We start from the raw sequence: 19,547 nt of genomic DNA, 5'->3' as shown, positions 1-19,547 counted from the left end.
TGGCCCAAGGTGTACTCCTGGGACTGTTCGGTGCGGTCACAGCGTGTGGTGTCGCCGCCCGTCAGCCGGATCGAGGTGGGGAGGCGTGGCGGGCGCTTGTTTCGTGTGCGGTGGCCGTGAGTGCGGCCGTCGGCGTGATGGTGGTTGCTCCCCAGGGTGTTTTCGCGTCGGTGATCGTGTTGGCGCTGCTCTGTGTTGGGGCGCTCATGTTGTTTTCTGCTCATCTGCACGGTGCGTCGTTGGCTGTAATGGTTGACCCGCTGGTGTGGATGGCCTCGTCGATGTGGGTGTTCATCGTGTTCGCGGCCACGGGCGCGTCGATCGAGATTGGCGTGGTGCCTGCTGATCCGATTGCCGAGTTGGCGTTGAGGGCAGAGCTCAATCGACCCCCGAGGTGGGTCCGTACTGGCAGTGTGATCGCGATTTTCGGTCTGGTGGCCGCGATAGTCTTCCGTCTGGCCCGGCCGGCCTCCTGTGGTGATTGCTTCGAGACCCTCGTTCCCGGCGCCCACGCCCGATGGCCACAAAATACGAAGGTGGTTAGTAGAAGTGGGGTGTGATGCGGGTGTGCTGAGGAGATGGTTGGGCATGACTGACGGTGTCGAGGTGCGGCGTGCGGGTCGGTTCGGCCCGCGCGGTCCTGCCCGTACGATCTCCCGTGCGGTGGGTCTTGCTGTGGTGATGTTTGAGGCGGTGGCCGCGTTCTGGCTGGTGATGCTGCTCCGAACGTCGGATCTCGTGCCATCCGACCCCCGCTCAGGAGTCGGGCGCGGTGATCCGGTTGAGCTGCGGGTGCTGACCGCTGTGGATGTGCACGACTGGGTGTCGGCTCTGAGTGCTGCGGCCTTCGCTGCGGGTGTGGCCGGTGCGCTGGTGGCGCGTCTACTCCCAGCAGTCAAGGGGCGCGCGACCGGTTGAGTAGTCGGGCCTGGGCCTCGCCGGAGTTTCCCTTGTCGGAGGGTTTCTATGGCTTAGGCTTTGGTGCCGCCGCCGCGGGTGTGGCGAGGTTTAAGGGTGAGGTATTCGCTGAGCACTTCACGCTCGGCGGGTGTCACGGTCTGGGCGAAGTGCATCAGTACTGCCGCGGAGTCCCCGCTGGCGTCGAGGACCTGACGCAAGGTGCGTGAGGTGGCCTCTTCACGGGTCTGCATGGGGAAGTACCGGTAGGCGCGGCTGACTTTTTCTCGACCGACGAACCCTTTTTTGTGCAGGTTGGTGACGACGGTGAGCACTGTGGTGTAGGCCGGTTCGCGGTCGTGGAGTTCCTCGACTAGGTCGTGCACCGACATCGCCGCACCGGCTGACCACAGCACGTCCATCACTGCGCGTTCCAGTGAACCCAGCCCAGTCATTTTCACCCACCATCTCTAGATGCGGGTCAATCTTACGACGGACTACCTCAGTTAGTAGCTTGGTCCCGTTGGAGCGCATCGGCAGCGCCGCGACGCGTGCGGTGTTTGAAGGCCACGGAGAATTCGGTTCCAGGGGTGCTGCGGTGGATGTGACGTCGGGTGGTGGTCGGCAACGTGATGGTGAAGGTGGCTCCGTGTCCGGCTCCCAGGCTTTCGGCGAGCAAGGTGCCCCCATGGTCTTCGACGATAGAGCGGGCGATGGTGAGGCCGATTCCGCTGCCGCCGGCGTCTCTGGTGCGTGAGGAGTCGGTGCGGTAGAAGCGGTCGAAGATGTGTGGAAGGTGTTGAGGGGGAATGCCGTCACCGCAGTCGACGACGCTGATGCGCACCGCGTGTGCCGGGGCGGTGTCGGCTTTCACTACGACTCGCTGGCCCGGGGAGCTGTGTCGCAGCGCGTTGGTGAGCAGATTGAGCAGTACTTGGCTCATTCGTTCGGCGTCGACATGGACGTGTACGCGCGCGGCGGTGGTGACGATGCCTAGCGTGACTTTGGCGTCGGTGAACAGGTCGGCGGCTTCTTCGTAGGTCGCGATGAGCAGTTCGTTGACAGTGATCGTCGCCGGGTGGAGGGGCATCTGATGCTCGTCGGCGCTGGATACGGTCGCGATGTCCTCGGCGAGACGCTGCAGGCGGGTGGTGGCGGTGCGCACGACGTCAAAGGTCTGTGAGTCGGGAGCCCGGATTCCGTCTTCGATGGCGTCGGTGATCGCGCCGATGGTGGTCAGTGGGGTGCGCAGTTCGTGGGCAAGGTCTGAGAGCATCCGCTTACGGATGTCGTCTTGTGAATCCAGCCGTTGTGCAAGTTGGTTGATAGCTCGGCTGAGCTGGGTGAACTCGGTGCCGAGCTGGCGATCGGGTACGCGCGTGCGGTAGTTGCCGGCGCCAATAGCCACGGCTGAGCGGGCGACACTGGCGACTGACTGTTGTACGCGGCGAGCCAGGAACCAGCTGACGGCCGTGGCCAGGATCGTCGAGGTGATCAATGCGACAGACATTGAGACGACGATCGAGGAAGTGAACGCGGCTTCGACATGGTCGGCCTGAACTGACCCTGGCTCGAGGCGAGCTTGGCCGAGGTGGTCGTGGAAGGTGTGTGGAGCCACGAATAGTGCCACGATCGCGACGCTGATGCCGCCGCCGGCGATGACGATAGCTTGAGCGAGCATGAGCCGGGAGCCGAAGCTGCCGGGGATATGCAACCGTCGACGTTCATCGTTCATCGCTGGCTCCTCGAGGTTGGCCGTCACCCATCCGGTAGCCCACTCCGCGAACGGTGCGGATGAATCGGCCGGCTACGGCGCTGTCACCGAGTTTGCGGCGCAGACTGGCGACATGGACTTCGACGACGTGGGCATCGCCGACCCAGTCGGGTCCCCAGATTTCGGTGAGCAGTTGCTCTCGACTGAACACAACACCGGGCCGCCGCGTGAGCGCTTCGAGAACGTCGAACTCAGTCCGAGTCAGCTCCACGGGTGTGCTCTCCACCTGGACTTCACGACCCTGAGGGTCGAGGGTGAGCTCCCCTATCGTCCGCGGGTGCGACTCGCCGGTTGGGGTCGGCCGTGGTCGGCGCAGCATGGCGTCGATGCGCGCCATCAGCTCACGAGGGCGAAATGGTTTCGTGAGGTAGTCATCGGCCCCCACCGACAGGCCAACGACTGTGTCGACTTCGTCCGCGCGGGCCGTGACCATCACGATGTAGGCGTTGGTGAAGGTGCGCAACTGTCGACAGACCTCGACGCCATCGAGTGACGGCAAGCCCAGGTCGAGGATGACTACTGCCGGACTCGCCGTGCGTGCGGCGGCGACTCCCTCCTGGCCGTCGGGCGCAACGGTGACCGTGAATCCGCTGCGCTGCAGGTAGTCAGCAACGACTTCGGCAATGTCGGGCTCATCTTCGATCACCAGGGCGTGCAGACCGTGCGGTGGTCGGACCACCGGCATATGGAGGTCGTCGACGACGTTGCGATCTTGGGGCACGCTCCTATGGTGGCGGTGGTCTACACGATCATCCAACCTCGTGGGCATTCTTGAGCAGATCTTGATCCACGCTGCCGATCAGCCTTGAGGTTCGGTGGGCAAGGTGGCGGTGTCGCCGGGTGGAACGTTACGACACAGTTCCCTCTCACACTGATGATCTGATTTCTGCCCGGCGGCGTCCTGTTCAACAACGCAGAGGATGCCCGTGTGACTGTCTCCTACAGCCTCACCACCAGTGATCCATTCGCCAGTACCTTCCCCGCCGAAGCCGCGTCGCCCCGTGCTGGGCTGAGTCGTCAGCTGGTGGGCGGCACCCCGGTGTTGCGCATCGAGGAACCCTTCGCCGAGCACGGGCGCGGCTTCTGGGCCAAGCTGGAAGGCTTCAACCCCGGTGGTATGAAAGACCGGCCTGCGCTGCACATGGTGGAACGCGCCCGCGCCCGTGAAGAGCTGGCCCCGGGGGCGCGGATCATCGAATCAACTAGTGGGACACTGGGATTAGGCCTGGCTTTAGCGGGCATCGTGTTCGGGCATCCGGTGACCTTGGTGACCGATCCAGGACTGGAACCGATCTTGCGGCAGATGCTCGCCGCATACGGCGCCCAGGTCGATGTCGTCAGCGATCCCCATCCGGTCGGGGGTTGGCAACAAGCCCGCCGCGACCGCGTGCGCACCCTGCTCGAGCGCGACGAGGCTGCGTGGTGTCCCGACCAGTATTCCAACCCCGACAACGTGACCGGTTACAGCTCGTTGGGTGTGGAGTTGATCGCGCAGCTGCGACATATCGATGTGCTGGTGTGCTCGGTGGGCACCGGTGGGCACTCAGCCGGTGTGGCTCATACTCTGCGGCAGTTCAACCCTGAGCTGGAGGTTGTGGGCGTAGACACCATTGGCTCGACGATTTTCGGCCAGCCGGCACAGTCACGGATTATGCGGGGACTCGGCTCGAGTATCTACCCCCGCAACGTTGCCTATGACCAGTTCAGTGAGGTGCACTGGGTGGCGCCGGCCGAGGCAGTCTGGGCATGTCGCACCCTGGCCGCCACGCATTACGCCACCGGCGGCTGGAGCGTGGGCGCGGTGGCCCTGGTCTCGGGCTGGCTGGCGCGTACTCGTTCGGCCGATACGCGCATCGCGGCGGTGTTCCCCGATGGCCCCGCTCGCTACTACGGAACCATTTACAACGATGAGTACTGCCGCGCTCACGACCTGATCGGCGCCCCGGCGCCGCCCACTGAACCCCGCACCATCAGCGATCCGCTCACTCAGGTCGCGAGCAGCTGGACGCGGTGCCCTACCATCATCGACCCCACTTGCGTGCCGCACGCCGAGCCCACGAGCTGATCTATGCGACGCCTCTACCGCAGTTTCCGCAGCTTCGATCGCCCCAGCCAAGTGCTGATGGTCAATCAGTTCACCATCAATCTCGGCTTCTACATGCTCATGCCCTACCTCGCCGCCTACCTCGCCGGCCCGCTGGCCCTGGCCGCATGGGCAGTGGGCCTGGTCCTGGGGATACGCAACTTCTCCCAACAGGGCATGTTCCTGATCGGGGGAACACTCGCTGACCGCTGGGGTTACAAACCGCTCATCATCGCCGGATGCCTGATGAGGGTCATCGGATTCGTCCTACTGGCCCTGGTCAGTTCGCTGCCGGCGATCCTGATCGCCTTGGCGGCAACGGGATTCGCCGGGGCGCTGTTCAACCCCGCCGTACGGGCCTACCTGGCCGCCGACGCCGGTGAGCGCCGCATCGAAGCATTCGCCGTGTTCAACGTGTTCTACCAGGCCGGGATCCTGCTCGGGCCGCTGGTCGGACTAGCCCTGACCGCCCTGGACTTCCGGCTCACCTCTCTCTGTGCGGCAGCAGTTTTCGCGGTCCTGACCCTCGTGCAGATCAAAGCGCTACCCGCAACAACACCTGCCCCGAGCAGCACCTCAATCATTCAGGACTGGCGCAGCGTCGTCCGTAACCGGCGATTCCTGCTCTTCGCTGCGGCGATGGCCAGCTCTTACGTGCTGTCCTTCCAGGTCTACCTCGCCCTGCCCCTACATGCCGACCGCATAGCAGACAACCCCACCCTCGCCACCAGTGTTGTCACCGCAATGTTCGTGGTGACCGGTCTGGTGGCCATCGCCGGCCAGCTACGCATCACCACATGGTTCGGCAACCGCTGGGGCAGCACCGGCAGCCTGAGCGTGGGAATGACGCTGATGGCTGCAGCTTTCCTGCCCCTAGTCGCCAGCACCGCAACGCATCAGCGCAACATCGCCCTCAACATCGCCGCCCTGCTACTCACCGCAGCTCTGCTCGCCGCCGCCACCGCAGCAGTGTTCCCATTCGAAATGGACACGGTGGTGGGACTGGCCCGCGGCACGCTTGTCGCCACCCACTACGGGCTCTACAACACCATCGTCGGGATCGGGATTCTGCTCGGCAACGCCGCGACCGGGTGGCTGTTCAGCGCGGCCACCACCCGCGACATGCCCGAACTGGTGTGGATCGCTCTAGTCCTCACCGGCATGGCGGCGGCGTCTGCCCTGTTGCTGTTGCACCGCCGCGGATGGCTCAGTGTCGCCGCCCCCACCGAAGCTCAGCCCACCACAACCCATTGATTACCCTAGGGGGGTAAGGTATAACGGTGGTGTGGCGAGACGCCACAGCGACAGACCCCCTGAGGGTCGTTGGCACCACTGCTGTACCGAAAGGGCACATCTCATGAGCACATCGACAGTGATCGTCTCCGGAATGACGTGTGGGCACTGCGCGGCGTCGGTGCGTGAAGAAGTCGGCGCGCTGGCCGGCGTAACTGACGTCGACGTCGACGTGGCCAGCGGGCGAGTCACCATCTCTAGCTCGGCCCCGATCGAGGCCGACGCGATCCGCGGCGCGATCGAAGAGGCCGGCTACCACCTGGCGCAGTAGCCGACGAGGGGCTGAAGTGTCTGCCCCACTGGCGACTTCAGCCTCTCCCGGGCGGCGTGGGTGTCGCCACCACCGATGACAGGAATCCAGCGATGAATGTTCCAACCAAGCTCGGCGTCTTCGCCGCGGCCCTGCTGATAGTTTTCGCTGCGGCGTACGCCATCGCCGCTGGTGTCGCTCCCGACAGGGCGTCGACCTCCCCGGCTGAGTCCGCCCATGCCGATCACAATGCTGCACCACAGTCGCGAACATCCGCCTCGTCTCCGGGGGCCGATCAGGTTCGCGGAGTTTCGATGGCAGCAGCCGGCTTCATCCTGGGGAATGTGGTGGCACCCCATGCGTCCGGGGTGCAGGCTCCATTGAGCTTTGAGATCCTCGATGCCGCCGGGACCGCGGTCACCGACTTCGCCACCGAGCACGACAAGCAGCTGCACCTGATCGTCGTCCGCGCGGATGGCACCCACTTCCGACACGTGCACCCCACCCTCTCGCCCGAAGGGCGCTGGACGCTGCCCTGGCAGTGGGCGACGGGAGGCAGCTACCGGATCTACGCCGACTTCGTGCCCGCCGCCACCGGCCAACCCCTCACCCTCACCAGCACCGTCGAAGTCAGCGGTGACTACCAGCCGGCCCCACCCACCGCCGAATCACGACAGTCATCCGTCGACGGGTTCGACATCGAGCTGGCCGGTCATCTGCGCGCGGGCGCCGAGTCCGAACTGACCGTCACCGTGCGCCGAGCAGGACAACCGGTTACCACCCTGCAGCCGTATCTGGGCGCTTTCGGTCACTTGGTGGCCCTGCGTCAAGGCGACCTGGCCTACCTGCATGTTCACCCTGAGGGCGTGGCACCGACCGCCGGTCAACTAGCGGGACCACAGGTCCGCTTCGCCACCACCGCCCCCACCCCGGGCCGCTATCTGCTCTACCTCGACTTCCAGGTCGACGGCGCTGTGCACACCGCCACCTTCGTTCTCGATGCCCCCACCGGCACCCCTGCCCCGACACCTGACTCCACGGCCCCCTCGGCCGATCCGCACGCCGGACACTAACTCGCTGACCAGCGCCACCCCGGGGCATTGCGCCGAGGCATTCACCCACGAGGAACTCCCCCATGACCACCTCAGCTCCGATCCACCCACCTGCGGCCACCGCCGAGCAGACAGGCGCCGTCGATGTCGAACTCGCCGTGTCGGGCATGACGTGTGCATCGTGCGCGGCACGCATCGAACGCACACTGAACAAACTCGACGGAGTGAGCGCCTCGGTGAACTACGCCACCGAAAAAGCTCACGTCAGCGCACCCGCCGGTGTCGACCCACACCTGCTGATCGAGACCATCGAACAGGCCGGATACCACGCTGCGCTGCCCGCCACTCCCACCAAAGGTGCCGCCCCCGACGATGACCCTTCGGACGACGACGGGGAGCTCGTGGCCTTGCGTCACCGACTGATCGGTGCGGTGGTTCTCTCGGTACCGGTGATCGCGCTGGCAATGGTCCCGGCGTTGCAGTTCACCTACTGGCAGTGGGCGTCGTTGACGTTGGCCGCGCCAGTGATCGTGTGGGCGGCATGGCCGTTTCATCGCGCCGCGTTGCTCAACCTGCGCCACGGTGCGGCCACCATGGACACCCTCATCTCGGTCGGCACCACCGCGGCGCTGTTGTGGTCGTTGTATGCGTTGTTCTTCGGCACCGCCGGACAACCAGGCATGACCCACGGATTCACCCTGACGGTCAGCGCTTCTGACGGTGCAGGCAACATCTACCTTGAGGTAGCCGCGGGGGTCACGATGTTCGTCCTGGCCGGCCGATACTTCGAGAAGCGGTCCAAACGGCGCGCCGGTGCGGCGTTGCGGGCCTTGTTGGAGCTGGGCGCCAAAGACGTCACAGTGATCAGGGACGGCCACCAGCATCGGATCCCGATCGGCGAGCTCGCCATTGACGACGAGTTCAATGTGCGCCCCGGCGAGAAGATCGCCAGCGACGGTGTGGTGGTGTCCGGCACCTCGGCAGTCGATGCCAGCATGGTCACCGGCGAGTCGATGCCAGTCCAGGTCGCCCCCGCCGACACCGTGACCGGCGGAACGGTCAACGCCGGCGGGCACCTGCGGGTGCGGGCGACCCGCGTGGGAGCGGACACCCAACTCGCGCAAATGGCCGCGATGGTCGAACGCGCCCAGACCGGCAAAGCCCACGCCCAGCGACTGGCCGACCGGATCTCAAGTGTCTTCGTGCCGGTGGTCATCGCCGTCGCCATCGCTGTCCTCGGCGCGTGGATCGGCGCCGGCTATCCCCTGCAAGCGGCGTTCACCGCCGCGGTCGCTGTGCTGATCATCGCCTGCCCCTGCGCTCTGGGACTGGCCACCCCGACCGCACTTCTGGTCGGTACCGGCCGCGGAGCCCAACTCGGCATCGTGATCAAAGGCCCCGAAGTCCTGGAATCCACCCGAACCGTCGACACCGTTGTCCTCGACAAAACCGGCACGGTCACCACGGGACAGATGACACTCGTCCAGGTCACCACTGCTCCCTCCACCACTCGCGAAGACGTGCTCGCCCTCGCGGGGGCGGTGGAGAATGCCTCCGAGCACCCCGTCGCGGCCGCCATCGCTGCTGGTGCAGCCGCCGAAGTCGGGCCGCTCGACGAGGTCGACGACTTCCGCAACTTCGAAGGTCGAGGCGTGCGCGGTCTGGTCCAGGGACGTGTGGTCACCGTCGGGCGTCCGACGCTGCTGGCCGAACACGGCATCGCCGTGGATGACCCTCACCTCAACGAGGCGCAGACCGCCGCCGAAGAAGCCGGACAGACCGCCGTACTCGTCGCCTGGGACGGCCGCGCCCATGCGGTCCTGGCGGTCGCCGATGCGATCAAACCCACCAGCGCACACGCCATCGCCCGGCTCGCCGCACTGGGTATGACGCCCATCCTGTTGACCGGCGACAACCAGACCGTCGCCGATGCCGTGGCCGCTGAGGTCGGTATCGACACCGTCATCGCTAACGTCTTGCCGGCCGACAAAGCCGCCGTCATCACCGACCGGCAATCCGACGGCAAGGTTGTGGCCATGATCGGCGACGGCGTCAACGACGCCGCTGCCCTGGCCCACGCCGATCTCGGGCTGGCGATGGGCACCGGCACCGACGCCGCCATGCATGCCGCTGACATCACCCTGGTCCGCGGCGACCTCAACGCTGCCGCCGACGCGATCGCCTTGGCACGCACCACTCTGAAAACGATCAAAATGAACCTGTTCTGGGCATTCGCCTACAACGTCGCCGCGATACCGCTGGCCGCGCTGGGACTGCTCAACCCCATGCTGGCTGGGGCCGCCATGGCGTTGTCCAGCGTGTTCGTCGTCAGCAACAGCCTGCGGCTGCGCGCCTTCACCAGCCCGCCCCACTCATCGTCCACAGTTCCACCCACCAACCCCTCGACGTATACCCCCCAGGGGTATAAGGTAGCGGCATGAACGAGCACTCTTCCCCTGAGCACGTCGGTCACGACGCCGCCGATGAACGCCACCACGGCCAACTCGCCGCAGCGTCACACAACCACCACGATCACCATGCTGAGCGCGCCCGCGCAGACCATGATCACGCTGGGCATGGGGGGCATGGTGATCACGTCGGGCAGTTCCGGCGGCTGTTCTGGATCATGCTGGCCCTGGCTGTGCCGGTCGTGGCCTTTTCGCCCATGTTCGCGATGCTCATCGGCTATGACCTACCCGATGGTGAAGTGTTGAAGTGGGTCTCACCGGTGCTGGGTACGGTGATGTACTGCTGGGGTGGGCGGCCGTTCCTGGTAGGCGCCTATTCAGAACTGCGGTCGCGTGCACCGGGAATGATGCTGTTGATCGCCTTGGCGATCACGGTGGCCTTCGTGGCGTCCTGGGGTGCGAGCATCGGTGTGTTGCACCACGAACTGGACTTCTGGTGGGAACTGGCGCTGCTCATCGTGATCATGCTGTTGGGGCATTGGATCGAGATGCGGTCGCTGGCCCAGACGACCTCGGCCCTGGACTCGCTGGCCGCGCTGCTGCCCGATGAGGCCGAACGCGTCGATGGCGACCAGATCACCACGGTTGCTCCCAGTGAGCTGCAGGTCGGAGATGTGGTGATCGTGCGCCCGGGGGCCAGCGTGCCGGCCGACGGTCGCGTCGTAGACGGCTCGGCCGAGCTCGATGAATCCATGGTCACCGGAGAATCGCGCACGGTGCGCCGCGGCATCGGCGATCAGGTGGTGGCCGGCACGGTGGCCACCGACTCGGGGCTGCGGGTCCAGATCACCGCCACCGGCGATGACACGGCGCTGGCCGGGATTCAGCGCCTGGTGGCAGACGCGCAGAACTCCACCTCCCGCGCCCAGCGGCTGGCCGATTCCGCTGCAGCGCTGCTGTTCTGGTTCGCGCTCGGCTCAGCGATCATCACCGCCATCGTGTGGACGGTCATCGGCCAACCCGACCAGGCGGTGATTCGAACCATCACCGTGCTGGTCATCGCCTGCCCGCACGCACTCGGCTTGGCTATCCCCCTGGTGGTGGCCATTGCCACCGAACGCGCCGCCCGCGGCGGCGTGCTGGTTAAAGACCGGTTGGCACTTGAGGCCATGCGCACTGTGGATGCGGTGCTGTTCGACAAGACCGGAACCCTGACCAAGGGTGAGCCCACGGTCATCGAGATCGCGGCCGCTGACGGCGTCGATGAGGACACCGTGCTCGCCCTGGCCGCCAGCGCCGAAGCCGACAGTGAGCACCCGTTGGCGCGAGCGATTGTCGCAGCTGCCGGAGACCGCGCGCGGCCGGTGCCGGCGGCCACCGACTTCACCTCGTCACCGGCGGTCGGTGTGACCGCTCGCGTCGAGGGCGCCACAGTGCGGGTGGGCGGGCCCCGCATGCTCGAGGAACAGGGCCATCAGGAACTGGCCATCGCTGATCGCTGGCGCGCCGACGGCGCAATCATCCTGCATGTCACCCGCGACACTGAGCTGATTGGAGCTCTCAAACTTGCTGATGAGGTGCGCGGGGAATCCCGCCAAGCCGTCGAGGTGCTGCACGCCCGCGGGGTCGAGGTTGTGATGATTACCGGCGACGCCGAAGCAGTGGCGCACACCGTCGCTCACGACCTCGGTATCGATCGGGTGTTCGCCGGTGTACGGCCGGAAGACAAAGCCAGCAAGGTGGCCGAACTGCAGCACGAAGGCCGCAAGGTGGCGATGGTGGGCGACGGCGTCAACGACGCCCCCGCCCTGGCCCAGGCCGATGTGGGCATCGCGATCGGGGCCGGCACCGACGTCGCGATCGCCTCGGCCGGGGTCATCCTCGCCAGCGACGACCCCCGCTCGGTGCTGTCGGTCATCGAGCTGTCGGACGCCAGCTACCGAAAAATGAAGCAGAACCTGTGGTGGGCAGCGGGATACAACCTGATCTCTGTACCGCTGGCCGCCGGAATTCTCGCGCCCATCGGGTTCGTCCTGCCGATGTCGGTCGGAGCGATTCTGATGTCAGCCTCGACGGTCGTGGTCGCACTCAACGCGCAACTGTTACGCCGACTCGACCTGCAGCCAGGCGCGAGTACAGTGCGTGGACTGCAGCACAACCGACCGAGATCCATTGAGAAGGTGAGTCCATGACCGCTGCGTCCGCACCGGGACAATCCTCCACCCCGGAAGAATCCTCTGCCTCGGAACACTCTTCCCACGGTTACATCAGCGATAAGGGCAAATACCTGGCCCGCCTCAAGCGCATCGAGGGGCAATCCCGAGGTATCTATCGGATGGTCGACGAGGAGCAGTACTGCATCGACATCCTGACCCAACCCAGATTTCGGCGCTGACCAAGGCGCTGGAGGGGGTCGCGCTGGGTTTGCTCGACGACCATCTCACCCACTGTGTGCTCGATGCCGCCCACGCCGGCGGGGACGAGGCGCAGGAGAAGATCGCTGAAGCCTCGGCGGCCATCGCTCGCCTCGTTCGTTCCTGAGCCACCCACCACGCCGGGTTCGTCACAGGCGTGGTTCGCCGACCCACTGCGGCACCACCGGCCCCGGCGCGCGGGCGTCTGCATCAGCGGCCATCGCCAGAACCACCCCGCGATCGGCCAGCCACTGTGCCGGATCGACGTTGACTCCCGTCGGGTCGAGAACCTCGAAATGCAGATGCGGGCCGGTCGAGACCCCACGGTTGCCCACTGTGGCGATCGATTGGCCCATCCGTACTCGCGCGCCCTGCTCGAGCAGATTCTCGTCGTTGTGGCCGTAGGTGGTGATCGTGCCGTCATCGTGCCGGATCCGCATCCACAACCCGAACCCCTCGGCAGGTCCGGAGGTGATGACCTCCCCGTCAGCTACCGCGACAATGGGCGCGCCCAGATCATTGCCGATATCAATGCCCTGATGGCCCCGTCCGTCACCGAAGGTGGACGTGATCTCGCCCGCAGTCGGCGCCACCGCACCGCCACTACCGGGCAGCAGCGGTGTCGGCGTTCCGGGTTCCTGCGGCTGGGGGCCATGCGGCTCGTTCGGATCGTGCGGCACGATTGCGGCGATCAGGGTGGCTACCAGCCGAGCCAGCGGTAACGCGTCGATGATCCGGAACCCGTCTATCGGATCAATGAGCGAAAACGTGCCGAAGCACTGCAGTGCGGCTGCACTGCCCGCATCGCCGACGCTGCCCGACTGGGCCTGAGCGCCCAGGCAGGACGCCGTCTGCGTGATCGGCTTCCCCAAATTCGCCGCCGCGGCACCACCCAAAGCGGCCTTCACCGAGTCCTGCACGATCGCGATCAGCTCCCCGGCCACATGTCCATCGGTCGAGGCCGCCGCCGGTGCGGTGGCAATCACAGGCGCAACGCCCACGCACACCGCCGCTGCCACCCCCAGCGCTTTGGGGCCCCACTGCTGCCCCGCCTTGACCCGTAGCGATGTCAACACCATCTGCATGCGGTCGGACCTTTCCCGCGGACGTCGTAGACCCACGCACGAGTGCCATGCGTGTACCCGCGAGATCACACCACAAGTCACTTGTGCCCCACCAGTCACACGCGGCTCCACTACGAAGCGAACTAATCAGGCATTAGCGGCTTTGTTTGCGCAGTTCACCGCCCGTTTTGTGGGTGCCGGGCAGGCGACTAACTACTATCGGTGTTAGTAGAATTGTTATCGAAGCGCCGCCGGGCGGTGGCGAAGTACCACTCTTGAGGAGGAGATCGATGAGAGTCACACGAACGGGTGTCGTCGTTGCTGCCGCGGCGGCTGTTCTGACAGTGGTGGCCGCGTGTTCGGACACCTCGACTGAGGATCATTCCTCGATGTCGGGGATGGGTACCAGCACGGTCAGTACCGAATCGTCAGCGGCGGCCTCTGCCGAACACAACAGCGCGGACATCTCGTTCGCCCAGCAGATGATCCCGCACCACACCCAGGCGATCATGATGAGCGACATCCTGTTGGAGAAGGACAACATCAACCCCCAGGTCGTCAGTCTGGCCCAGCAGATCAAAGACGCTCAGCAGCCTGAGATCGAGCAGATGCAGTCGTGGCTGGAGCAATGGGGAGCCCCACTCGAGGGCCAGGGACACAACATGGACATGGGTACGTCGATGGCGCCGGGTTCCTCCCCGATGCCGTCGATGATGGGCATGATGTCGCCAGAACAGATGCAGCAGCTACGCGACGCGCAAGGAGCCGAGGCGTCGCGCCTGTTCCTGACGCAGATGATCGAACACCATCGCGGCGCCATCGCCATGGCCAAGACCGAGATTCAAGACGGCCAATCGCCCGAGGCGATCGCTCTGGCACGTCAGATCGTCACTGATCAGGAGAGCGAAATTGCGAGGATGCAGCAGCTTCTCAACAACCCCTAGCGGTCGGACCTGCCCGGGTCGGTCTCGGCTACACACACATCGCGATCACCATCGCCGAGACGACACCGGACACCGCTAGCGTGGTCGGCACCGCCACCACACCAGCCACCGCCGCGGCAGCACCCACATGATGACGTCGCGACCGGCACCGGTGACCGGAGTCCAAGCGGCTCAACCGAGGCCCCACCGACGACGAATCGCTGATCGACAACACACCCACCGGGCCCGCTACAGGTCCCGAACGGGCCAACGTTCCCAACGCCGAGCATACCGCCCGCGCACCCACCAGCTGGGCCGCGCGGGCATCGGCGGCTTGCTCGACCAAGCCGGCGACCTCACGGCCCGCGCGGCTGAACAACGGAATCAGCGGGAACGCACGCCCGAGAGCGCGGGCCGCCAACACCACGGTGTGATGACGTTGCCGCCGGTGTGCGCGCTCATGAGCAACGACGGCATCGAGTTCCTCACCGGACAACGCCGCCTGCAACCCGGTCGTGGCGGCAATGCCGGCATCCTTGCCCGGCAGACAAAACGCCATCGGCCGCCCGTCGGCGAGCCACCACACATCGGGATAGCGCTCACTGCGGGCGCCCACCAACCGCAACGACTGAAGATACTCCTCACGAGCACCACGCATCCGCACCGCCGATCGCACCGCGATCGTCACCGCTCGGACAATCGCTGCCACGGTCACCACCGCCAGCACGCCACCAGAGATCGCTTCCACCCGCGGGGATGCGCCGTGTGACAACACCCGCAGACACGACACCACCTCAGACAACGAATGGATGCCGAAATGACCGGGAACCGCCAGCGTCACAACAGCTCCCACCCACAACAACGCAAACACGACCTGCGCGGCCGGCCAGGCCACCAACACCCAACGAGCATCGATACGGCCCTGCACCCGGACCATCCATCGAGGCCACAGCCAGCCCAGCACACCTGCGGCAACAACTAACACCACCGCTGCACTCATGGATGCTCACCCATCGTTCGCCTCGATCCTCGACGCCCGCCGTCGTGCTCGCTGAGACCCACGCTCAATACACCTTCCCGGCGGTCCGCCACCTGCACCACCAGCCAGTATGCCCCAGGGGCTCGGCCGTGACGCCGCAACTCCAGCACCCACCGCGCCGCCAATTACTAGGCTTTATAGTAGTTAGATGACGCGGGTTGACCCAGCCTGCGCGTACTAGTTCGAGGGATGCGCTGTGACCGAGAACCCGAGGGGGACGCACTCGCCCCCGGACGACCACCGTCGTCAGTATCTGCATGCCATGCGCGACGTCTACCGGGCACCCACGCCATACTCGGCCCACCAGTTCTTCCACCGCGCCCATCACCTCAGCGTCACCTCGAACCGACGCCGCCACCTCGCCGCACACATCGGTCTCGTCCGCCACCTCGCTGCGATCGGCGACCTCGCCGGGGCGCGTCACCACCTCGGTACCGTCCTTGCCTCCCTCGTCCTCCAAAGACATTGCGGCCAACAACCTTCGCAGGCTTCCATCCCCATCCAGAAGTCGTGACCACGACCACGACGCCCCAGAGGGCCAGGGTGGCTCTCTACCGACCCTCTATCCCGGTCTCGCCGCCACACCGAGCACACCATCCAGCGCCGCCACCACCGAACACGGCCCTATCCACACGAAAGTCCTAGCCGCTTGCCTGCCTCGAGCCTGTCCATCCGCACTGTTGCGGTCGTAGTCATCGCCACGCTGACTGTGCTGACCGGTTGTGCCACCCAGGAACAACCCACATCTCTACCACCGCCGGCAATCTCAGCAGAGACAGCCACAACACTGACCCCAGAACTCGACCACCTCCACGCCCTGCACATCCGCGCCGGCGGCACCATCCTGGCCGGAACTCACACCGGCGTAGTCGCTCTCACCGCTGACGGAACCACCAGCCGGGTCGGCGCCTCCGACGACGACTTCATGGGACTGACCGGGGTACCCGGCTCTGACCGGCTCTTCGCCTCCGGCCATCCCAGCCCGCGGAGCTCGGCACCCAACCCGCTGGGACTCGTCGCCAGCGAAGATGGCGGGCAGACATGGACACCGAGATCGGTGGCCGGCCAAATCGACTTCCACGCGCTCGCCACCAACGGACAACTACTCGTAGGCTTCGACGGAATCAACCGCCTGCTCGTATCGACCGACGACGGGACAAGCTGGACCACCGGCGCGTCCCTGGCCGCAGCAGCACTCACGATCACCGACCACGGCGTCTGGGCGACCACCCCCGCAGGGCTGCAACACAGCACCGACGACGCCCAGACCTTCACAATCGTCCCCGATGCGCCGGCCCTAGCCCTCCTGGCGGCCGCACCCGATGGCACGCTCTGGGGCATTGACACCGCCAACACCGTCTGGCGCAGCCCAGACGGCACACACTGGGAACAACGCAGCACCATCAGCAGGCCACGTTGCGACCTTCAGCAGACGAACCAATGAACAGCCTTGGAAGAGTCACAACGAACTAGGGTACCGGCCTGACCGACGGAGGCGACTCGCTTTGGCTACTTCTTTGGCCGCTTTGGCTGCGCGACCCCTCCACCACCCGACGGCGGCTTCACAGGTCGCTGGGCTGAGGGACCTTGTGGACGCGGCACTCGGCCGCCTTTCCGTTCGAAGTCTCCCTCGCCAGGCTTCCTCGATGCACCTGAGGCTCGTGCGATCGGGCGATAGCCACCGCCGGTCAAGGATTCGGGCTCGCGGGACTGATCGTTCACTTCGACGCGTTCTTCCTGGTAGAGGACTTCGTTGCGACCCCTGCGCTGCCAGGCGGTGGCTTACGGCTTGTCGCTGTCTTGGTGCTGAACTCCCCGCCCGGGCGGTAACCGCCAGAGCGCGGCGCGATCCAACCGTTGCGGCGTCGCGAGTTCTGTTCCGTCGTCATCGTTGCCTCCTTCTCTCTAGTATCCGCGACACCCGCGTTCTGTGCACGAAGATAGCAACGCCAACGCTGGCAGCGATGATCCACCAATCCCTCCAGCTGGATCGCTCCGCACCCTCTTCGTCGGCGTCCGTGTCTTCCCCCTCAGCCGGCGGCGTAACATGCAGAAGCTTCGCATCGCTGCATGGAATCCAGATGCCTGTCGGTCCGGGAAGCTCGCGCACAAACACCCCGTCGTTATCGAGCTGCCATGCACGATCAACGTAGAGGTCTCGCGGCTCTGGATAGCTCGTGAAATACGACCCTCTGTCGGCTTGCCCGCCCAGCCAGGTGTCGTCGGGCAGGAGCACTCGGACAAAGCTGCCAACAGGAATATCCTGCGTTGCGAAGTCCCACGCAGTTGGGATTGGCGAATAGTCAGTGTCGCGACTAAATAGCGCTCGGCCCCAAGACAGTTCGTTATCGTCGGGTTCGGCCGTCGTGCGAACAGTTTCCCAAAACGTCATCGAGTCGGCGCTGCTGAAGTACCGCTTACGCGTCAAGTAGGCAGCAGATACATGCCCGGCCACGGCTGGGATGAAGAACACCAGACCTCCGACAATCAGGCCGACAGCCCACACATCGTCGTACCGCTGCTGAGGGTCTGATTCCAGGAAGCGATCGGCCAGAAAGTCACCTAGCGCGATCGCATAGACGACCAGGAAGATGACGGAGGTCACCAGCGCTCGGAGTAGTCGGATCGAGAGGTCTTGGTCTTCCAGGGAAGGTCCCACGCGGTGTCTCTTGACACCTTGATAGACGAACCCGGGGATGAGCACGATGATCAGGGTCAGTGCTTGCTGCCATCCGCTCACCATGTTGTGCGCTCCGAGAGTAGTAGTTGAGGATGTGGGACGCTCCGGGAAACCGTGTCACGGAAGGAGGCTTGTGGACAATCCCCCGCCCACTACGCCTTCGAGAGGGCTCAGGGTTGGCAAGGACAGCTCTCGGCGGAAGCCTAGACCAGGCGAGACAGGCTGTGCCGCAACATCCTCGCGAGCATGAGTCCTCACTCAACCAGCCGTGCGGGTGCCTACGATTGGGTTCGCGGTCGGGCCCGCGCACCCGCACGGCACGTAGCCGCGCAGCAACGCAAACCGTCGCTGCACCTGGCCATTGAAAGACAGGGGCCGGGTTCACGAACCCGACCCCATCTGGTCTAACCGCGAATCACAACCTCAATGGCTCCGACATCTACTCCGTAGGTTTCCGCGAGCCCGGCCTTTGCCTCCTGGATGGTGAGTCCACGTGGCGCGGGTGCCTCCGACGAGAGAACTGTCTTGGTTTGCGGTCCCGGCAGCCACTCCAGCCCATCGAGATCGATCCCGAGATCATCGAGGTCCATATAGCGGACAGGGTTGCGGTGCCCACCCCAGACCTCGGGTTCGCTGATCGCAGCGTACTCGCCGAATTCGATCCGCCAGCGGTCGTCCGCTGGGGCGATTCGGGAGATCTTTCCTAGAAGAAAGGCGCTCCCGTGCGGTTCGGTCGCGTCTGCGTAGGCTTCCGGGTTGTAAGCGTTCTGGGTGCACACCACATAGGTGCACTTTCGTGCACGTGCAGGGTCGAGCTTCCACACTCCGGAACCGCCCTCTGCGAGAATCGAGTCGAGGCTCTTGGCGGTGAAGACGACGATGGCGTTCTCTGTGCTCGACATGCCCCCAATCAAAATACTTTGATCATACTTTGTCAATAGTTGCGGCCTACTTTGTGGCAGCGTTTCCCTCGCGAGGCAGCGCTCGGAGTGGACCCACCGGCGGCGCAGTAGCCTCTGGCACTCAGGTGTTGGGTGGAGTGAGTCGGTAGCTGGTTGTGTACGTTCCTGGACGGCCCTGTCCGCCAGGGAGTGTGGCCACTTCGGGGTCGTTGGCGGCCGCCAGGTTTAGCGCAAGGAGTTGGGCTAGGAGGTCCTCGTCGGGGTTGAATCCGTAGGCACGGACGACGGCGGCGTCGAGTTCCTCGTGCAGCGTGCGCAGGACCGAGCGCCCTGGGCGACGAAGTGAGTCGTATTGGTCGCCGAGTGTAATTCCCTCGGCGAGTCGGTCGGCGCGGTATCCGATGATCCGTCCCATGACGGTGGCCACCCGTGCGACGTCGATCTCGTTGGGGTGGGCGGGCCACGGGAAGGAATCCCAGACAGTAGTCGAGGTGTAGCGAGGTCGGGCTTCGAGTCGTGAATATCGTTCATCAAGCCAGGCCCGGTGTAGTCCGGACGAGATCACACCGAGTGAGTAGTCGTCGTCGAGAGCGATCACCGTCATGGAGTCATCGGGATAGATGGCGGGGTCAATGAAGTGGAACACCGAGAGACGCTTCTCGGACGCCACCCGCGAGGTACCGATGTAGCGGCTCAGCGAGGTGATGGCAGTCAGCATGTCTGCACGGCGGTAGGCGTGTTGCCACCATCGACTCAGGAAATTCGGGG

Annotated in this window: 20 protein-coding genes and 1 pseudogene; 12 read left to right on the top strand and 9 right to left on the bottom strand. The window is 65.1% G+C overall.

Annotated elements, in window-relative coordinates; all coding sequences use genetic code 11:
- Nucleotides 1–116: 116 nt before the first annotated feature.
- Both GOACH_RS21735 and GOACH_RS21730 read left to right on the top strand, forming a co-directional pair.
- On the top strand, nucleotides 117–560 hold the full coding sequence (locus GOACH_RS21735) for a hypothetical protein (protein WP_233425552.1): 444 nt from the start codon (nucleotides 117–119) through the stop codon (nucleotides 558–560).
- Nucleotides 561–588: 28 nt separating this feature from the next.
- Nucleotides 589–918 carry a hypothetical protein gene (locus tag GOACH_RS21730; RefSeq protein WP_005180014.1) on the top strand — a complete coding sequence of 110 codons (330 nt, stop codon included), beginning with the start codon at nucleotides 589–591 and terminating at the stop codon, nucleotides 916–918.
- A 53-nt stretch (nucleotides 919–971) separates the two neighbouring features.
- Here the strand turns inward: GOACH_RS21730 and GOACH_RS21725 are convergent, their stop codons facing one another.
- Genes GOACH_RS21725 through GOACH_RS21715 form a run of 3 tightly spaced genes read right to left on the bottom strand, consistent with a single transcriptional unit; the run spans nucleotide 972 to nucleotide 3,356 of the window.
- Nucleotides 972–1,352, bottom strand: a complete 381-nt coding sequence (locus tag GOACH_RS21725; RefSeq protein WP_005180013.1) for a BlaI/MecI/CopY family transcriptional regulator — start codon at nucleotides 1,350–1,352, stop codon at nucleotides 972–974.
- Between the two features lie 47 nt (nucleotides 1,353–1,399).
- On the bottom strand, nucleotides 1,400–2,632 hold the full coding sequence (locus GOACH_RS21720; protein WP_005180010.1) for a sensor histidine kinase: 1,233 nt from the start codon (nucleotides 2,630–2,632) through the stop codon (nucleotides 1,400–1,402).
- Nucleotides 2,622–3,356: a response regulator transcription factor gene (locus GOACH_RS21715; protein ID WP_005180009.1), complete on the bottom strand. Its 735-nt coding sequence runs from the start codon at nucleotides 3,354–3,356 to the stop codon at nucleotides 2,622–2,624. Before GOACH_RS21715 ends, GOACH_RS21720 begins: the two co-directional genes overlap by 11 nt.
- A 243-nt stretch (nucleotides 3,357–3,599) precedes the next feature.
- Here GOACH_RS21715 and GOACH_RS21710 point away from each other — a divergent pair, with 243 nt between their 5' ends.
- The 7 genes and pseudogenes from GOACH_RS21710 (at nucleotide 3,600) to GOACH_RS21680 (ending at nucleotide 12,298) form a co-directional block, all read left to right on the top strand.
- Nucleotides 3,600–4,736, top strand: a complete 1,137-nt coding sequence (locus tag GOACH_RS21710; RefSeq protein WP_005180004.1) for a PLP-dependent cysteine synthase family protein — start codon at nucleotides 3,600–3,602, stop codon at nucleotides 4,734–4,736.
- A 3-nt stretch (nucleotides 4,737–4,739) separates the two neighbouring features.
- On the top strand, nucleotides 4,740–6,008 hold the full coding sequence (locus GOACH_RS21705) for an MFS transporter (RefSeq protein WP_005180002.1): 1,269 nt from the start codon (nucleotides 4,740–4,742) through the stop codon (nucleotides 6,006–6,008).
- A 103-nt stretch (nucleotides 6,009–6,111) separates the two neighbouring features.
- The gene (locus GOACH_RS21700) at nucleotides 6,112–6,318 is read left to right on the top strand and encodes a heavy-metal-associated domain-containing protein (RefSeq protein ID WP_005195294.1); all 207 of its coding nucleotides are present in this window, start codon (nucleotides 6,112–6,114) and stop codon (nucleotides 6,316–6,318) included.
- A gap of 92 nt (nucleotides 6,319–6,410) precedes the next feature.
- On the top strand, nucleotides 6,411–7,370 hold the full coding sequence (locus GOACH_RS21695) for a DUF8832 domain-containing protein (RefSeq protein WP_007239618.1): 960 nt from the start codon (nucleotides 6,411–6,413) through the stop codon (nucleotides 7,368–7,370).
- A 62-nt stretch (nucleotides 7,371–7,432) separates the two neighbouring features.
- On the top strand, nucleotides 7,433–9,790 hold the full coding sequence (locus GOACH_RS21690) for a heavy metal translocating P-type ATPase (RefSeq protein ID WP_005179994.1): 2,358 nt from the start codon (nucleotides 7,433–7,435) through the stop codon (nucleotides 9,788–9,790).
- Nucleotides 9,787–11,949: a copper-translocating P-type ATPase gene (locus GOACH_RS21685; RefSeq protein ID WP_007239617.1), complete on the top strand. Its 2,163-nt coding sequence runs from the start codon at nucleotides 9,787–9,789 to the stop codon at nucleotides 11,947–11,949. Before GOACH_RS21690 ends, GOACH_RS21685 begins: the two co-directional genes overlap by 4 nt.
- Nucleotides 11,946–12,298, top strand: a pseudogene (locus GOACH_RS21680) (metal-sensitive transcriptional regulator). Before GOACH_RS21685 ends, GOACH_RS21680 begins: the two are co-directional and overlap by 4 nt.
- 22 nt (nucleotides 12,299–12,320) lie before the next feature.
- Here the strand turns inward: GOACH_RS21680 and GOACH_RS21675 are convergent.
- On the bottom strand, nucleotides 12,321–13,256 hold the full coding sequence (locus tag GOACH_RS21675; protein WP_005179985.1) for a M23 family metallopeptidase: 936 nt from the start codon (nucleotides 13,254–13,256) through the stop codon (nucleotides 12,321–12,323).
- A gap of 269 nt (nucleotides 13,257–13,525) precedes the next feature.
- On the opposite strand from GOACH_RS21675, the gene GOACH_RS21670 reads away from it, so the two are divergent.
- Nucleotides 13,526–14,179: a DUF305 domain-containing protein gene (locus GOACH_RS21670; RefSeq protein ID WP_007239616.1), complete on the top strand. Its 654-nt coding sequence runs from the start codon at nucleotides 13,526–13,528 to the stop codon at nucleotides 14,177–14,179.
- Between the two features lie 28 nt (nucleotides 14,180–14,207).
- Here GOACH_RS21670 and GOACH_RS21665 read toward each other — a convergent pair whose 3' ends face one another.
- Nucleotides 14,208–15,158: a M56 family metallopeptidase gene (locus GOACH_RS21665; RefSeq protein ID WP_005179979.1), complete on the bottom strand. Its 951-nt coding sequence runs from the start codon at nucleotides 15,156–15,158 to the stop codon at nucleotides 14,208–14,210.
- Between the two features lie 235 nt (nucleotides 15,159–15,393).
- Here GOACH_RS21665 and GOACH_RS21660 point away from each other — a divergent pair, with 235 nt between their 5' ends.
- Nucleotides 15,394–15,711 (top strand): hypothetical protein, encoded by a 318-nt coding sequence (locus GOACH_RS21660; protein ID WP_039994217.1) that lies wholly within the window; start codon nucleotides 15,394–15,396, stop codon nucleotides 15,709–15,711.
- A gap of 135 nt (nucleotides 15,712–15,846) precedes the next feature.
- Nucleotides 15,847–16,641 carry a F510_1955 family glycosylhydrolase gene (locus GOACH_RS21655; protein WP_005179971.1) on the top strand — a complete coding sequence of 265 codons (795 nt, stop codon included), beginning with the start codon at nucleotides 15,847–15,849 and terminating at the stop codon, nucleotides 16,639–16,641.
- Nucleotides 16,642–16,915: 274 nt separating this feature from the next.
- On the opposite strand, the gene GOACH_RS23890 is transcribed toward GOACH_RS21655, so the two are convergent.
- The 4 genes from GOACH_RS23890 to GOACH_RS21640 all read right to left on the bottom strand — a co-directional run.
- Complete coding sequence (locus GOACH_RS23890) at nucleotides 16,916–17,086, bottom strand: hypothetical protein (protein ID WP_157227924.1); 171 nt, start codon at nucleotides 17,084–17,086, stop codon at nucleotides 16,916–16,918.
- Complete coding sequence (locus tag GOACH_RS21650; protein WP_005179968.1) at nucleotides 17,083–17,940, bottom strand: DUF6338 family protein; 858 nt, start codon at nucleotides 17,938–17,940, stop codon at nucleotides 17,083–17,085. The genes GOACH_RS23890 and GOACH_RS21650 overlap by 4 nt, the downstream gene beginning before the upstream one ends.
- Nucleotides 17,941–18,281: 341 nt before the next feature.
- Nucleotides 18,282–18,779: a hypothetical protein gene (locus GOACH_RS21645; protein ID WP_005179966.1), complete on the bottom strand. Its 498-nt coding sequence runs from the start codon at nucleotides 18,777–18,779 to the stop codon at nucleotides 18,282–18,284.
- Between the two features lie 121 nt (nucleotides 18,780–18,900).
- On the bottom strand, nucleotides 18,901–19,547 hold a 647-nt coding region (locus GOACH_RS21640; RefSeq protein WP_005179964.1), incomplete at its 5' end, for a type IIL restriction-modification enzyme MmeI.

Source organism: Gordonia aichiensis NBRC 108223 (assembly GCF_000332975.1).
In the GTDB taxonomy this organism is placed as follows: domain Bacteria; phylum Actinomycetota; class Actinomycetes; order Mycobacteriales; family Mycobacteriaceae; genus Gordonia; species Gordonia aichiensis.
The sequence above is the reverse complement of the archived record's forward strand: the minus strand, read 5'-3'. Positions and strand labels throughout refer to the sequence as shown.

Excerpts from the sequence above, each read along its gene's own strand:
- GOACH_RS21730 (WP_005180014.1), top strand. The coding sequence starts at position 589 with ATGACTGACGGTGTCGAGGTGCGGCGTGCGGGTCGGTTCGGCCCGCGC.
- GOACH_RS21725 (WP_005180013.1), bottom strand. The coding sequence starts at position 1,352 with ATGACTGGGCTGGGTTCACTGGAACGCGCAGTGATGGACGTGCTGTGG.
- GOACH_RS21720 (WP_005180010.1), bottom strand. The coding sequence starts at position 2,632 with ATGAACGATGAACGTCGACGGTTGCATATCCCCGGCAGCTTCGGCTCC.
- GOACH_RS21715 (WP_005180009.1), bottom strand. The coding sequence starts at position 3,356 with ATGCCGGTGGTCCGACCACCGCACGGTCTGCACGCCCTGGTGATCGAA.
- GOACH_RS21705 (WP_005180002.1), top strand. The coding sequence starts at position 4,740 with ATGCGACGCCTCTACCGCAGTTTCCGCAGCTTCGATCGCCCCAGCCAA.
- GOACH_RS21700 (WP_005195294.1), top strand. The coding sequence starts at position 6,112 with ATGAGCACATCGACAGTGATCGTCTCCGGAATGACGTGTGGGCACTGC.
- GOACH_RS21695 (WP_007239618.1), top strand. The coding sequence starts at position 6,411 with ATGAATGTTCCAACCAAGCTCGGCGTCTTCGCCGCGGCCCTGCTGATA.
- GOACH_RS21690 (WP_005179994.1), top strand. The coding sequence starts at position 7,433 with ATGACCACCTCAGCTCCGATCCACCCACCTGCGGCCACCGCCGAGCAG.
- GOACH_RS21685 (WP_007239617.1), top strand. The coding sequence starts at position 9,787 with ATGAACGAGCACTCTTCCCCTGAGCACGTCGGTCACGACGCCGCCGAT.
- GOACH_RS21675 (WP_005179985.1), bottom strand. The coding sequence starts at position 13,256 with ATGCAGATGGTGTTGACATCGCTACGGGTCAAGGCGGGGCAGCAGTGG.
- GOACH_RS21670 (WP_007239616.1), top strand. The coding sequence starts at position 13,526 with ATGAGAGTCACACGAACGGGTGTCGTCGTTGCTGCCGCGGCGGCTGTT.
- GOACH_RS21665 (WP_005179979.1), bottom strand. The coding sequence starts at position 15,158 with ATGAGTGCAGCGGTGGTGTTAGTTGTTGCCGCAGGTGTGCTGGGCTGG.
- GOACH_RS23890 (WP_157227924.1), bottom strand. The coding sequence starts at position 17,086 with ATGACGACGGAACAGAACTCGCGACGCCGCAACGGTTGGATCGCGCCG.
- GOACH_RS21650 (WP_005179968.1), bottom strand. The coding sequence starts at position 17,940 with ATGGTGAGCGGATGGCAGCAAGCACTGACCCTGATCATCGTGCTCATC.
- GOACH_RS21645 (WP_005179966.1), bottom strand. The coding sequence starts at position 18,779 with ATGTCGAGCACAGAGAACGCCATCGTCGTCTTCACCGCCAAGAGCCTC.